Below are 13,480 nucleotides of genomic sequence, written 5' to 3'. Positions count from 1 at the left end.
CGGCCACCCTATTACCCCGGCGATCCCCGCACAGATCGCGATTCCCTCCCAGAAAGCCCACGCCGCGCGTGATACTGACACAATGCGCCATTCCCCCGTCACCGCTGGCCATTTTCGCCCGATGTCGCGCCGCGGCCTCGTGGCGGCCACGATCGGCCACGCGCTGGAATGGTTCGACTGGAACGCGTACGCGATCTTCTCCATATTCTTCGCCGGCCAGTTCTTCCCCGCGGACGATCCCGCGCTCGCCCAGGTCAAAACCATGATGATCTTCGCGATCGGCTTCCTCTTCCGCCCCCTCGGCGGCATCCTGCTCGGTAGCTACACCGACCGGTTCGGCCGGCGCGGCGGCATGACGCTGGCCGTGCTCCTGGTGTCGGGCGGCAGCCTGATCCTGGCGGTGTGTCCCACCTACGCGGAGATCGGGCTGCTGGCACCGGCGTTGTTGCTGGTGGCGAGGATCGTGCAGGGGCTGTCCACGGGCGGGGAGATGGCCGCCGCCGCCACCTATCTCGCCGAGATCGCCCCGCCCGGCCGCCGGGGGTTCTACTCCAGCTTCGCGTACGTCACCGGCACGCTCGGCCCCCTGACCGCGACCTTGCTGGCGGAGCTGCTCTTCAGCGTCCTGGGCGAATCCGGCCTGGCCGAATGGGGATGGCGCGTGCCGTTCGCGATCGGCGCCGTGTTCGGGGTCTATGGCCTCCAGTTGCGGCGTACCCTGCACGAAACCGGCCCCTACCTGGCCGGACGGGACCTCAGAGTGCGCCGGCCCACCTGGGAGGTGCTCCGGAGGCATCCGGTCAGCGGACTTCGCGTGGTCGGTTTCACCGTCGGCGCGACGGTCGTCTACTACACCTTCCTCGTCTACCTGCCCAGCTACGTACAGGACAACTTCGGTATGCCGGCGAAGTCGGCGCTGTGGGCGTCGGTGATCGCGCAGTCCGCCATGATCGTGGTCCTGCCCCTGTACGGCGCTCTGTCCGACCGGATCGGGCGCAAGCCGTTGCTGTGCGCCTTCGCCGGCGGCTATGTGGTGCTCATCGTGCCGCTGTTCACGCTGCTGAACTCGGCGCCAGAGTCGCTGGCGATCGTGATGACCGTCGGGCTGCTGCTGTTCGGCTGCTACGCCTCCGTCGCGCCGACCGCCATGGCGGAGCTGTTCCCCACGCAGGTGCGCTCGGTGGGCCTGGGGATGCCCTATTCCCTGACCGTGGCAGTGTTCGGTGGCACGTCACCGCACCTCATCGAGCGGCTGACGGACAGCGGCCACGCCAGTTGGTTCCCCTGGTATCTCGCGGGCCTGTGCCTGATCAGCCTGGTGGTCTTCCTGACGGCCCGCGAAACGAAGGGCATCAACCTCGACCAGTGCTGACCGAGGCCGGATGAGGATCGGCGCGGCTCTCGGCCGCGTCTCGGCGCGGCCGAGAGCGCGGCAGCGTCACCAGTGCCGCCGCGTACGCCAGGCCGTACCAGAGCGACGGGCATCCCTCGGGCCCGGTCGGGACGGCGGCGAGGCTGACCGCCGCGACCAGGCCGAGCAGGGTGGCGGCGACCGCCGGGCGCCGGGCGGCCACCGCCACGACGGCGGCGCCACCCAGCACGCCCACGGCGGCGAGGAGGTCGAGCAGCAGCCACGCGTCCAGCAGCCCGGCCCAGGCGATCGCGTGGAGCAGGGGCCCCGGCAGGGATCGGGTCCAGATCCAGGTGAGCCCGTCGTCCGCCAGGTTGACGGCCGTGGGGAGCGCCACGACCAAGATCGTCACCCCGATGCGTCTGATCAACGGACCCGCGCCAGGCGGTAGGTGGTGCCGTCGTTCCACAGGAGCCAGTCGCCGGCCGCGTACGCCACGCCCTGGAACTCGAACGACTGGCCGCTGCGTGGGTCGTAGACCACGGACTGCCAGCCGGGCCTCTCGTCGAACTCGGCGTGCCCGGTGTACACGATGAGGCGGTTGCCCGCGGTGAGGTACGCGCCCAGGTGGGCGTACATGGCTTGGGATCTTCCCTTCGAGATCCCGGTCAAGCCCCAGTTGAACTCCACCGCCCGGCCGACCCGCGGGCCCTCGGTGACCCGCCAGTCGGCGCGGTCCGCCGTTCTGAGCACGCCGTCGACGACCCAGGCGAAGGTGTCACGGTTGGCCGCGGCCAGCCAGAGCTGCCACCGCTCCGCACCGACCGCCCGGACGTTCACCCCCTCTGGGAGGGGGCGCTGGGCGGCCACCGCCCCCGACTCGACGTCCACCTGGCGCAGGCCGTTGGCATCGAAGGGGTCGGCCACGAACAGGTCGGGATAGGAGAACGCGACCGCCTCGCCGGAGACGCCGGACACCGGGGCTCCCTGGGTGCAGCCCTTGGCCGTCCACGGCCGCATCTGCGGGTCACTGCCGACGATCGTCCCTCCGCTGACCCAGAACGGCGATCCGACCAGGTTCAACGGCATGACCGGTGTTGTGCCGTTCTGGTCCTGGCAGTAGAGCGGGGCGACGATATTGGTCCCCGGCCATGCGCGGATACCCGATCCGGTGGCCGGTGTCGCGCCCGCGTCAATGTTCAGCGCGCGCAGCGGGCCACCTTCCGGTCCCGTCTCCCACACCCTCTTCGCCTTGTCCGACCTGCCCAGCACGGACCCGTCCTCGCCCAGCGCCTCGGGAAAGAAGTCACCGGCGTCCTCGGTCTCCTTCTGCAAGGCGACCGAACCAGGTAGGTCGACCAGGTCCTCAAGCCCGTCGATGGAGTTGGCGACCGTCTGGTCCCCTCCCCCGATCTGCCGCCATCCCACCGGCACACCCACCGCCAGCACGACCGCGCACGCCGCCGCGGCGTACGCCAGCGCCCGGCGGCGCCTCCGCCTGACCGCGACGCCCCGGTGGACGCGGCCGGCGAGGCCCTCGGGCGGATCCGTCCGGCCGGGGTCGCCCAGCACATCGCCGAGCCGCGACTCTACGTCATCCATGATCGACCTCCTGAGTATCGAGAGCGGTGCGCAGCTTCGCCAGCGCCCGTGACGCCTGGCTCTTGACGGTGCCGGTGCTGCAGCCCAGCAGGCGGGCGATCTCCTTCTCGCTGCGCTCCTCGACGTAGCGCAGGACGAGGACGGCGCGCATGCGCGGAGGCAGCTCGGCGAGCCGCGCCCTGAGGCTCGCGTCGTCGAGCAGGCCCTCCAGGCCGAGGTCCGCCACGGCGGGCTCGGGCGGCTCGGCCACGGTGACCTCCCGCCGGGGGCGCCGCCAGCGGTTGGTCATGATGCGCAGCATCGCCGTGCGGACGTAGCCCTCCGGGTCGTCCTTGCGGACGATCCTGCGCCAGTGCACCCCCGTCCTGGTCAGCGCCTCCTGCACCAGGTCCTCGGCGTCGTGCCGGTCGTGGGTCAGGACCATGGCGTAGCGGTAGAGCGCCGCCAGCCGAGCGGCCACGAATGATTCGAACGACGTCTCGCCGTCCTGCGGATCCTCCACCCCTACAAGGACACACAAGGGCGGAGGAAGGTTGCGTCCCTCCGCTATTTTCTTTTTCCACCACAATTCGCGGGCCGCCCATTAAACGGAAAGTACGCGTACCCGGGAGCTGCTAAATTCCGTGCCATCGGTCCCGACCAGGAAATAGGAGAGAGCAATGAAGCTCACCCGTCGCACCATTACCGCCACCCTTTCATCGCTGGCCGTGGCGGGCGGCCTGCTGGCCTTCGGGGCCCCCGCCGAGGCCGCGTCGCAGTGCACCTCGACCGGCGTCGGGTATTTGTGCGTAAATATCGACCCGCGCGGATACGACGCCTCCTACCAGAAAGTCGCGGGCAGCACGGCGCACGTGGACTTCAACCTCGTCTGCGCCAACGGGCGCTGGTTCGGCGACGAGGGCTCGTTCTACATCTCGGCCGGCGAGACCCGCACCTACACCTTCGCCGTGGGGTCCCAGGGCAGCTGCTTCCTGAAGCTGATCGACATGAACACCGGGGCGACCTGGCAGACGCCCAGCATCAGCCGCTGACCCGCCGGGCCGGTTGACGGCGCTCCCGATGGCGGCGCCCCGTGAGGCCGCCATCGGGAGCCGTATGGCCCCAACGCTGGACGGATCGACCAGAACGCGAGCGAGTGATTACTGAATGGAGGCGGGCGGAAAGCTCCTCTATGACAGATGTCTTGACGCTGGCGAGCAGGCCGACATAGCATCGCCCCGAAATCGCGAAGCGGGGCATTAAACATCTTACGCAGCGTGGCCCGACGCATTACCGGAAATAAAGACAGCGGGCGTTACGCCGCGCAAGTAAGCTGGAGGAATACAACGTGTCCTGTTCGGGGGCCCTGACCAGGCTACTTCACGAGAAGCTGTTATGATCCGCCCCACCGTGGCCATTACCGGTGGTGCCGGTTTTCTCGGTTCGCATCTGTGCGAACGGTTCCTGGCCGATGGTTATCAGGTCGTCTGCGTGGACAACTTCCTCACCGGATCGCCGGCCAACGTCGAGCATCTCATGGCCGAGGAGCGGTTCCGGCTGGTCCGGGCCGACGTGTCCCTGCACCTCGTCGTCCCCGGTGACCTGGACGCCGTCCTGCACTTCGCCTCTCCCGCCTCGCCGACGGACTACCTGCGGCTGCCGATCGACACGCTGCGCGTCGGCTCCAACGGCACGTTCAACGCGCTCGAACTGGCCAGGGAGAAGGGCGCACGGTTCGTGCTCGCCTCGACCTCGGAGACGTACGGCGACCCGCTGGTCCACCCGCAGCCGGAGAGCTACTGGGGCAACGTCAACCCGGTGGGCCCGCGCGGGGTCTACGACGAGGCCAAGCGGTTCGCCGAGGCGATGACCATGGCCTTCCGCCGGGCCCACGGTGTGAACACGGCGATCCTGCGGATCTTCAACACGTTCGGCCCCCGGATGCGGCCGTTCGACGGGCGGGCCATCCCCACCTTCGTCCGCCAGGCGCTGCTCGGCGAGCCGATCACGGTGACCGGTGACGGCACCCAGACCAGGTCCATCTGCTATGTGGACGACCTGATCGAGGGGATCGTCCGGTTATGCAACTCGGACCTGGACGGCCCGGTCAACATCGGCAACCCGCACGAGCTGTCCGTGCTCGCGCTGGCCGAGTGGATCAAGCAGCTCACCGGCTCGGCGTCGGGGATCGAGTTCACGCCACGGCCCCAGGACGACCCGACCGTACGCCGCCCCGACATCACGCTGGCCAGGACCCGCCTGGGCTGGGAGCCGCGGACGCCGATCGAGGAAGGGCTGCGGCACACCATCGCCTGGTTCCGGCAGCACCCGCAATTATGGCGGGCCACGGACGCCGCCCCCGCCAACGACCATGTCGGCCTCACCGCCGCGGCGTCCTAGATGGAATTCGCACCGGCGCTCGCCGCGCATTTGCGCGCGATAGAAACCCGTGACCTGGCCGGATTCATGGCCACCGTCCACCGGGACGCCACGGTGATTCTGCCCAACGGAAAGCTGCTCACCGGAAAGGACGCGATCGGCGAGTTCCATACCGCCTGGTTCGGCGATCCTGACTGGTCACTCCGGCCGACGGTCATCCGGACGGAGACCTACGGCGAATCAGCATTGGCGGTGCTGTCCGTCGCTTATGCCGACCTCGATGCCGAAGGCCGGCCGTACGAGAAGTCGTACTACCTCACGCTGTACTTCGCCGAAATCGACGGACAGTGGCTTCTCGTGCACGACCAGAACACCTTCGGTTGAGCGAGGTGGCCCCCTGAGCAGGCTTCGATCCACGATCAATCTCGCGCCGGTCGCCTATCATCTGGCCCGGATCCGGCGGCGGGAGCGACTCGACCACGCCGAGCAACTACGCCTCCAGGCCATGCTGTTACGCACCCTGGTACGCCACGCCTACGACAACGTCCCCCACTACCGGCGGCTGCTCGACCCCGCGCTGGTCCGGCGATTACAGAGCGCGCGAGACCTGGCCGACTTTCCCGTGCTGGACCGTACGGACCTGCACGGCACGGCCGGCGACGAGCTGCTCGCGACCGGCTTCACCCCGGACAACACCCGAGCGGCCACGACCAGCGGCTCCTCCGGCATCCCGATCACGATCCGCAACTCCGAGCGGGATCTCGGTTACCTGCGCGCGACCTACCTCCAGGACATGCTGTCCAACGGCCTGCGCCCCACCGACCGGATCGCCTACTTCCGCGTCAATCCGTTCCTGCGCCATCCTCTGGAGCGGTTCGGCGTCCTGCGTAACTTCCACATCCCGACGGGCCGCTCGCTGGACGAGCAGGTGGCGGCGTTCCTGGCGGCCCGGCCGACCTTCCTGATCGGGTTCCCCAACGTCATCCGCAGCGTCGTCGACGAGCTGCGGCGGCGCGGCGTCCGGCATCGGGGCGTACGGACCGTGCTGTTCGGCGGCGAGCGGCTGTCGCCGACCGCTCGGGCGCAGATCCTCGACTACTTCGGCGCGGCCCACCGGGAGGTGTACGCCTCCGTCGAGGTCTTCACCATCGCCCGCACCTGCCCGCGAGGGGCGCTGCACCTGCGCTCGGCCGACCTGGTGGTGGAGGTGGAGCACGAGGACGGGACCGTCTCGGTGGAGGACGGCGAAGGTGACATCCTCATCACCCGCCTGCACAGCGAGGCGATGCCGTTGATCCGCTACCGGCTCGGCGACCGGGTCCGGATCGGCCCGAACGACTGCCCGTGCGGGGTGGCCACGACCCCGATCGTGCGGGAGGTGATCGGCCGCAGTCAGGACCGGATCGCCGGCGCCGACGGCAGGCGCTACTACGGCGACTTCATCACCTTCCCCGTGCAGAGCTTCCCCGAGGTGAGCCGGATGCAGCTGGTCCAGCACCGGCCGGGGTCCCTCGAGGTGCGGGTGGTGCTGGCCCATGACGCCCGTCCGGGTGTGACGGCCGACATCCGGGACGCGGTCCTGCGCGCGGTACCCGGCCAGGAGGTCACCGTCCTGCCGGTCGAGGAGATCGCCCCGGAACCCAACGGCAAGATCAAGCTCGTCAAGGTGCTCGATCCCTCCGGGAATCCCGCGCCGCCAGAGAAAGGGGCCGCGGCGGATGTCTGATTCCACCCTGAGAGAGAAGCCACCGGCCACGAAAGCGGCGAACCGCCCCAGGCCCGGCATCACCGCCATGATCCCGTGTTACAACGAGATCGCGTGCGTCGAGCGGGCGTACCGGGAGATCCGCTCCGAGCTGGCCGCCTACGACGATGTCGAGCTGCTCTTCGTCGACGACGGGAGCACGGACGGCACCCTTGAGGCGATCAAGGGCTTCGCCGCCGAGGACCCCCGGGTGAAGTACCTCTCCTTCGCCCGCAACTTCGGGCTGGAGGCGGCGTTCTCCGCCGGGTTCAAGTACGCCTCGAAACCGTGGACCGTGCAGTTCGACGCCGATCTCCAGTCCCCTCCCCACGAGATGCACCGCCTGGTGGACAAGGCACTCGAGGGCTACGACGTGGTGTTCGCGGTCCGCGAGAACCGGCAGGACGCCTGGTACCGGCGGCTCGGCACCCGCGGCCACCAGACGTTCGCCCGCCGCTGGCTGGGCATCGAGCTGCCGCCCGGCGCGTCGGTGTTCCGCATCGTCAAGACCAGCGTGGCGCGCAAGGTGGTGGACAGCCGGCTCTCCACGCCGTACTTCATCGCCACCGCGCCGCTGCTCGGCGCCCGCTACACGACGCTGCCCACCTCGCACCGCCCGCGCCTGGACGGCCAGGGCAAGTGGAACCTGCGCAAGCTGGCCGCCCACGCGATCGAGCTCTTCGTCGGGTTCTCCTTCCGGCCGCTGGTCTGGCTGAGCGCGCTGGCCACCGCCATGGTGGTGATCGGGGTGGCCATCCTGGCGCTGGCGCTGGCGGGCCGGTTCGGCCCGACCGAGCTGGCGGAGGCCAGCCTGGTCACCGGCCTGGTCACGCTCGTCACGCTCGCGGTGGTCGCCCGCTATCTGGTCCGGATGATGCGCGTCCAGGCGATCGGCGCGCCCCGCTACCAGATCAGGGAGGCCAACATCCCGATCCGCGCGGACGAGGCCCTGTACGGCTACGACACCCCCTACGTCGCCACCGAGGTCTGGGAGAACGTCACATGAGAAACCTCATCGTGCTCGGCGGCGGCGAGGACCAGCTCCCCGCCTACCGCGAGGGCCGCCGGCTCGGCTACCGGGTGATCGGCGTGGACCAGCGCCCGGACGCCCTGGGTGCCGCCGAGGCCGACCAGTTCCTCTGCATGACCAGCCGGGATCCGGAGGGGATCGCCCAGGCGCTGGGCCCGATCGACGTGGCGGCGGTCATCTCGCCGGCCAGCGACGCGGCCCAGGAGGCGGTCGCCGAGCTGAGCCGCCTCTACCGCACCGCCCACCAGCCCGCGCCCGACGCGCTGCGCTGCTCAGTGGACAAGGGGTTCTTCCGCGAGGTGGTCGGCCGCCTGGGCCTGCCCACCTACCGCCACGCCCAGCACGACGGCATCGACGAGCTCACCGACGCGGCGGACCGCCTGGGCTATCCGCTGATCGTCAAGCCGGCCGACTCCTCGGGCAGCAAGGGCATCACCGTGCTCGACGGTCCCGCCGGGCTGGTGGGCGCCATCGAGCACGCCTGGAAGTACTCCTTCTCCCGGCAGGTGATCGTCGAGGAGCTGGTGGCCGGGCGGCACTGCGCCGTGGAGTCCTTCTTCGCCGACGGCGAGCTCGCCTTCATGGCGGTCACCGACCGGACCATCACCGGACCACCGGCGATGATCAGCCTGTCCCACATCGTCCCCGCCGACCTGGACGACGACGTGCACGCGCGGCTGAGCGCGGCGGTCGCCGCGATCTGCGCGGCCGTCGGCCACCGGCACGGGCCGGTCAACTTCGACTTCGTCCTCACGCCCGGCGGCGACATCTGCTTCATCGAGATGGGCGCCAGGCTGGGCGGCAACGGCATGCCGCTGATGGTCCAGCACGCGTTCGGGCTGAACACCGTCGAGGCGGCCATCCGGCTGGCCCTGGGCGAGCCGCTGCGGATCAGCGTCTCGCGCCGCAGAACGGCCGTGCTGCGCATCCTGGCCGCCGACGTCGACGGGGTGCTCACCGCCATCGAGGGCCTGGAGGCGCTCCGGCGGATGCCCGAGGTCGTCGACGTCCAGGTGTTCAAGACGGTGGGCGAGCACGTACGCGCCTACACGCAGGCCGGCCACAAGCTCGGCTACCTGGTCATGGTCGCCGACACGCGTGAGCAGCTGGAAACGGCTCTGGACGAAGCACTGCGCACCCTCCGGTTCGTGATCGAGCCTGATACGAGAGGTTCAGAATGATCCCCCGCAAGCACCTCGGCTTCCTGATCTTCGCGGCGCTGGCCGTCCTGGCGGCGGCGTTCGTCTGGTTCGGGCTGCCGCACGACCGCCAGGTGAAGTCGCTGTGGATCTTCCTGGTGAAGCTGCTGCCCTTCGTCCTCGCCACGGAGGCCATATCCCGGCTCGATGTGGAGTGGGCCCGGCGTCTCCGGCTGCCCGTGCTGGCGATCCCGGCGGCGTTCCTGGTGTACTTCCTCTACTTCGTGCCCAAGATCTTCTTCTTCGGGTCCGAGGTGGCCGGCACCAGGGAGGCGTACTACGACCTCTACTACCACGTCCTCACCCTGACCCCGTTGATCATCGTCTCCCTCGCCATGGCGTTCCGGCTGGGCGGCGGCTCGGCGGGGACGGTACGCAGGCTCGGCTACGGCATGCTGCTGCTGATGCTGTCGGGCCTGGAGGATCTGGCGTTCCTGACGGTCAACAACCACGTCGATCCCGCGTACAGCACCATCCCCGAGGTGTGGGAGTGGGCCACGCACATGAGCGTGTTCATCGGCCACGCGCCGAGCAAGTACGAGGCGTACGCCTTCATCGCCGTACACGTGGTGCTGGCGCTCGTCATCTTCCTCAGCCCGCAGCGCTGGTGGGAGTCGCTGGGCCGCAGGCTCACGCCGAAGGCGCTCCAGACCCGCACGGAGAGCGCGTAGCGATGATCATCCGGGAGGCGGGCTACGTCCCGCTCAGCATCGCGCGGCAGTACGGCGGCGCGGCGGGGCTGCGCCGTCACCAGCTTCGCGGGCTCAACCGGATGCTGGAGCTGGCGCGTACCCGGGTGCCCTACTACCGCGAGGACCCCCGCTACGCGCGCGGCGGCCCGCTCCGCGACCTGTCCGAGCTGGCCGAGCTGCCGGTGCTGGACAAGCGGGTGCTGCGCGAGCAGCCGCTGGACCGGCTGCTCGCCGACGGCGTCGACCAGGATCGGTGCCTGTCCTTCCAGACGAGCGGCAGCACCGGCCGCCGGGTGCGGATCCTGCACGACCGCGACAGCCACGACTACCACATGGCGGCCTGCGTGCGGCGGTTCCTGGCGACGGGCCGCTACCTGCCGACGGACCGGCTCAGCCATATCCGGCCGTTCGCGCCGCCCGCCCGGATGTTCGAGCGGTTCGGGCTGTTCCGGCGGCACGTGATCCTGTCCCACCGGCCGATGCGCGAGATCAAGGCGGAGCTCCTGGCCAACCGGCCCAAGGTGCTGATCGGCTACCCCGTGCACCTGCGGGCCCTGCTGCGCGAGCTCACCCCGGAGGAGCTCGCCCGGCTGCGGCGGACCCTGCGCATCGTCATGACCGAGTCGGAGCTGTTGCTGCCCGAGCACCGGGCGATGTTCGCCGAGCGGTTCGGCGCTCCCGTCTTCGACGAGTACTCGGCCTTCGAGGTGCTCAACGTCACCTACGACTGCCGCTACGGCCGCGCGCACCTGGGCGAGGACCGCGTCTACTGCGAGATCGTCGACGCGGCGGGCGACCCGGTCCCTGACGGCGAGGCCGGGCAGGTGGTCGTCACCGCCTTCATGGAGCGGGCCATGCCGCTGCTGCGTTACAGCCTGGGCGACATCGGCCTCATCGAGCCGGGCCGCTGCCGCTGCGGCCGCCGGTTCCGCACTCTGCGGCTCACCACCGGGCGCAGCAACGACTACGTCACGCTCCCGTCGGGCGAGCGGCTCTACCCCGACGCCTTCCTCCACCTGGCCGCCACCCATCCGGGCATCAGCGAGTGCTTCGTCCGCCAGGACACGGCGGGGCTGGTGCGGGTGCACGTCGTGCCCAGCGCCGACCCGCCGGGCGAGGTGCTGGCGACCGTACGGGACAAGCTCTTCGGCCTGGCCGGCGGCGAGTTCCCGCTGGAGGTGGTGCCCGCCGAGACCGTCGAGATCACCGCCGGTGGCAAGGGCAGATTCGTCACCTCCGATTACGGCTCGCCGCCCGCATGAGGCTCGCGGCACCCAGGCAGCTCATGGTGCTGCTCGGCGGGCGGGCCGCCTTCCGGGGCACGCTCCTGCTGGCCAACGTCGTGCTCCTGGCGACCTGGAGTTCCGGAGACTACGCCGGATACGCCCAGGCGATGGGCGGCGCGGCGTTCCTGACGCCGCTCGCGTCGATCGGCATCGAGAAGTGCGCCCTGAAGCTGATCCCGAGGGCGCGGCACACCGTCGGCCTGCTGGTCGGCGTCTTCGTGGCGCTGGCCGGGCTGCTGCTGGTGGTCGCGATCGCGGTCCTGGCGGGTGTGCTGCTGTTCGGGCACAACGGGCCGTGGCTCCTGGCCGGGCTGGCCGGTCTGTACGCGATCGGCATCGGCGGCAACCAGGTGCTGGTCGGCCTGAGCCGGGCCGTCGGCCGGCCGGGGCGGGACGTGGCCAACCATCTCGTCCTGGCCACGGGACTGGCCTGCTGGACCGGGGCGGCGGCGACCGGGCACGCCTCGCCCACGGTGTTCCTGGCCCTGTGCCTGACGAACGTGTCCGTGCTCAACGTGGTGCTGCTGACCGGGTTGCGGCCGGGTTTCGCCGGGCTGCGGCGCCGGGTCCTCGTACGCGTCGCGGTGGGGACGTCCCTGCTGATGGCGATCCCCGACGTGGTCGCGGGAGTGTCGATGAGCCTGCTGTTCGTGACGCTCTCGGTCAGCGGAGCGCAGGCGGAGAGCACCGGACTCTACATGGCCTCCGTCGCCTCGGGGACGCTGCTCAACGCGTTCGCCTACCTGCTGCGCGTCCTGCAGCCCGGTGTCTCCCAAGCGCTGCACCAGCGGGACCTGTCCGCGGCCTACGACCGGCTGTCCCACTGGCTCCGCCTGCTGCTGCTCGCCGGGACCCCCTACGTGGCGGCCGTCTCCTGCGCGGCGCCGCTCCTGCTGCGCCCGCTCGGCGATCTGGGGGTCGTCGTCCTGTACGTGGCCTGCGTGCCGATCATCTTCGCGGTGGGCAGCGCCAGTTACCTGATGGAGAACGCCACTCCCCTGGCGCTGCGCGTCACCGCGGTGGGCGCGGTGGTGTCGCTGGCGGCGGTCGTGGTGCTGGCGTCCGTCGTCGTGCCCTGGGCCGGGGCGCTCGGCGCGGTGGGCGTGCTGGCCGTCGGCGCGCTCGTCCACGCGGCGGTTCTCCTGCGCTGGCTCCGGCCGCGGCGCACGCTCTCCCCTCACCCTGTTGCGAAGGAGTCCTTGTCATGACGCATACCTCGCTGGTCACCGGCGGCGCGGGTTTCATCGGCTCGCACGTGGCGGCCGACCTGCTCCGGGCCGGCCATCGCGTGGTGGTGCTCGACGACCTCTCCGGCGGCGACCCGGCCAACGTCCCGGAGGGCGCCCACTTCCATCAGGGCAGCGTCTGCGACGCCGAGGTGGTGGACGCGCTGTTCGCGGAGTGGCGGTTCGACTACGTCTTCCACCTGGCCGCGTACGCCGCCGAGGGACTGAGTCACTTCATCAAGCGCTACAACTACACCAACAACGTGATCGGCAGCGTCAACCTCATCAACGCGGCGGTCAACGCCGGGACCGTCCGGTGCTTCGTCTTCACCTCCTCCATCGCCGTGTACGGCCACGCGGAGCCGCCGATGACCGAAGACCTGACGCCCGCGCCCGTGGACCCGTACGGCATCGCCAAATACGCGGTCGAGCAGGAGCTGAAGGTCACGCACGAGATGTTCGGGCTGCCGTACGTCATCTTCCGCCCGCACAACGTCTACGGCGAGCGGCAGAACATCGGCGACCGCTACCGCAACGTCATCGGCATCTTCATGAACCAGATCCTGCGCGGCGAGGAGTGCACCGTCTTCGGGGACGGCGAGCAGACCAGGGCCTTCAGCCACATCGACGACGTCGCGCTGCCGATCGCCCGGTCCATCGGCAACCCGCGGGCCTACGGGGAGACCTTCAACATCGGCGGCGACCGGCCGTACACGGTCAACGAACTGGCGGGCGCGGTGGCGGCGGCCATGGACGCGCCGCTGCGGGTCCGGCATCTTCCGGCGCGGCACGAGGTGGTGCACGCCTACTCCTCCCATGACAAGGCCCGCGACCTGCTCGGCGTCGGGACGGGGTCGGTGCCGCTGGCCGACGGACTCGCGCAGATGGCCGCGTGGGCGAAGAAGCACGGTCCGCAGGAGCCGTCGGTGTTCTCGGGGATCGAGGTGGCCCGTAACATGCCGCCGTCGTGGCAGGCCCTCATCGTCCCGTGA

At 70.0% G+C, this 13,480-nt stretch carries 14 protein-coding genes; 11 read left to right on the top strand and 3 right to left on the bottom strand.

Annotated elements, in window-relative coordinates; translation table 11 throughout:
* The first annotated feature begins 121 nt into the window (after positions 1–121).
* Positions 122–1,372 carry an MFS transporter gene (locus LDL49_RS11415; protein WP_225290944.1) on the top strand — a complete coding sequence of 417 codons (1,251 nt, stop codon included), beginning with the start codon at positions 122–124 and terminating at the stop codon, positions 1,370–1,372.
* On the opposite strand, the gene LDL49_RS11410 is transcribed toward LDL49_RS11415, so the two are convergent.
* From LDL49_RS11410 to LDL49_RS11400, 3 genes are read right to left on the bottom strand one after another with little or no spacing between them, the layout of a single operon-like run.
* Positions 1,353–1,748 (bottom strand): hypothetical protein, encoded by a 396-nt coding sequence (locus LDL49_RS11410; protein ID WP_225290943.1) that lies wholly within the window; start codon positions 1,746–1,748, stop codon positions 1,353–1,355. The genes LDL49_RS11415 and LDL49_RS11410 overlap by 20 nt on opposite strands.
* Positions 1,749–1,777: 29 nt before the next feature.
* Positions 1,778–2,953: a hypothetical protein gene (locus LDL49_RS11405; RefSeq protein ID WP_225290942.1), complete on the bottom strand. Its 1,176-nt coding sequence runs from the start codon at positions 2,951–2,953 to the stop codon at positions 1,778–1,780.
* On the bottom strand, positions 2,946–3,455 hold the full coding sequence (locus LDL49_RS11400; protein WP_225290941.1) for a SigE family RNA polymerase sigma factor: 510 nt from the start codon (positions 3,453–3,455) through the stop codon (positions 2,946–2,948). Before LDL49_RS11400 ends, LDL49_RS11405 begins: the two co-directional genes overlap by 8 nt.
* A gap of 157 nt (positions 3,456–3,612) precedes the next feature.
* On the opposite strand from LDL49_RS11400, the gene LDL49_RS11395 reads away from it, so the two are divergent.
* The 10 genes from LDL49_RS11395 (at position 3,613) to LDL49_RS11350 (ending at position 13,480) form a co-directional block, all read left to right on the top strand.
* Positions 3,613–3,984: a hypothetical protein gene (locus LDL49_RS11395; RefSeq protein WP_225290940.1), complete on the top strand. Its 372-nt coding sequence runs from the start codon at positions 3,613–3,615 to the stop codon at positions 3,982–3,984.
* 343 nt (positions 3,985–4,327) lie between these two features.
* Positions 4,328–5,332 carry a UDP-glucuronic acid decarboxylase family protein gene (locus LDL49_RS11390; protein WP_225290939.1) on the top strand — a complete coding sequence of 335 codons (1,005 nt, stop codon included), beginning with the start codon at positions 4,328–4,330 and terminating at the stop codon, positions 5,330–5,332.
* Entirely contained in the window at positions 5,333–5,695 is a 363-nt protein-coding gene (locus LDL49_RS11385; RefSeq protein ID WP_225290938.1) for a YybH family protein, read from the top strand.
* Between the two features lie 121 nt (positions 5,696–5,816).
* A complete protein-coding gene (locus tag LDL49_RS11380; RefSeq protein ID WP_225290937.1) occupies positions 5,817–7,037 on the top strand; it encodes a phenylacetate--CoA ligase family protein in 1,221 nt (406 codons plus the stop codon).
* Positions 7,030–8,061 (top strand): glycosyltransferase family 2 protein, encoded by a 1,032-nt coding sequence (locus tag LDL49_RS11375; protein ID WP_225290936.1) that lies wholly within the window; start codon positions 7,030–7,032, stop codon positions 8,059–8,061. The genes LDL49_RS11380 and LDL49_RS11375 overlap by 8 nt, the downstream gene beginning before the upstream one ends.
* Positions 8,058–9,266, top strand: a complete 1,209-nt coding sequence (locus LDL49_RS11370) for an ATP-grasp domain-containing protein (protein WP_225290935.1) — start codon at positions 8,058–8,060, stop codon at positions 9,264–9,266. The genes LDL49_RS11375 and LDL49_RS11370 overlap by 4 nt, the downstream gene beginning before the upstream one ends.
* Complete coding sequence (locus LDL49_RS11365) at positions 9,263–9,955, top strand: hypothetical protein (RefSeq protein WP_225290934.1); 693 nt, start codon at positions 9,263–9,265, stop codon at positions 9,953–9,955. The genes LDL49_RS11370 and LDL49_RS11365 overlap by 4 nt, the downstream gene beginning before the upstream one ends.
* A 2-nt stretch (positions 9,956–9,957) precedes the next feature.
* Positions 9,958–11,238: a phenylacetate--CoA ligase family protein gene (locus LDL49_RS11360; RefSeq protein ID WP_225290933.1), complete on the top strand. Its 1,281-nt coding sequence runs from the start codon at positions 9,958–9,960 to the stop codon at positions 11,236–11,238.
* Entirely contained in the window at positions 11,235–12,470 is a 1,236-nt protein-coding gene (locus LDL49_RS11355; protein ID WP_225290932.1) for a hypothetical protein, read from the top strand. Before LDL49_RS11360 ends, LDL49_RS11355 begins: the two co-directional genes overlap by 4 nt.
* A complete protein-coding gene (locus tag LDL49_RS11350) occupies positions 12,467–13,480 on the top strand; it encodes an NAD-dependent epimerase/dehydratase family protein (protein WP_225290931.1) in 1,014 nt (337 codons plus the stop codon). Before LDL49_RS11355 ends, LDL49_RS11350 begins: the two co-directional genes overlap by 4 nt.

The organism is Nonomuraea aurantiaca (assembly GCF_020215705.1).
GTDB classification, from domain to species: domain Bacteria; phylum Actinomycetota; class Actinomycetes; order Streptosporangiales; family Streptosporangiaceae; genus Nonomuraea; species Nonomuraea aurantiaca.
Note: the sequence above shows the minus strand (reverse complement) of the source record. Positions and strands in the feature narration are given on the sequence as shown.

Coding starts and splice junctions, on each gene's coding strand:
- LDL49_RS11385 (WP_225290938.1), top strand. CDS start 5,333: ATGGAATTCGCACCGGCGCTCGCCGCGCATTTGCGCGCGATAGAAACC.
- LDL49_RS11350 (WP_225290931.1), top strand. CDS start 12,467: ATGACGCATACCTCGCTGGTCACCGGCGGCGCGGGTTTCATCGGCTCG.
- LDL49_RS11380 (WP_225290937.1), top strand. CDS start 5,817: ATGCTGTTACGCACCCTGGTACGCCACGCCTACGACAACGTCCCCCAC.
- LDL49_RS11395 (WP_225290940.1), top strand. CDS start 3,613: ATGAAGCTCACCCGTCGCACCATTACCGCCACCCTTTCATCGCTGGCC.
- LDL49_RS11415 (WP_225290944.1), top strand. CDS start 122: ATGTCGCGCCGCGGCCTCGTGGCGGCCACGATCGGCCACGCGCTGGAA.
- LDL49_RS11355 (WP_225290932.1), top strand. CDS start 11,235: ATGAGGCTCGCGGCACCCAGGCAGCTCATGGTGCTGCTCGGCGGGCGG.
- LDL49_RS11370 (WP_225290935.1), top strand. CDS start 8,058: ATGAGAAACCTCATCGTGCTCGGCGGCGGCGAGGACCAGCTCCCCGCC.
- LDL49_RS11390 (WP_225290939.1), top strand. CDS start 4,328: ATGATCCGCCCCACCGTGGCCATTACCGGTGGTGCCGGTTTTCTCGGT.
- LDL49_RS11365 (WP_225290934.1), top strand. CDS start 9,263: ATGATCCCCCGCAAGCACCTCGGCTTCCTGATCTTCGCGGCGCTGGCC.
- LDL49_RS11375 (WP_225290936.1), top strand. CDS start 7,030: ATGTCTGATTCCACCCTGAGAGAGAAGCCACCGGCCACGAAAGCGGCG.
- LDL49_RS11405 (WP_225290942.1), bottom strand. CDS start 2,953: ATGGATGACGTAGAGTCGCGGCTCGGCGATGTGCTGGGCGACCCCGGC.
- LDL49_RS11360 (WP_225290933.1), top strand. CDS start 9,958: ATGATCATCCGGGAGGCGGGCTACGTCCCGCTCAGCATCGCGCGGCAG.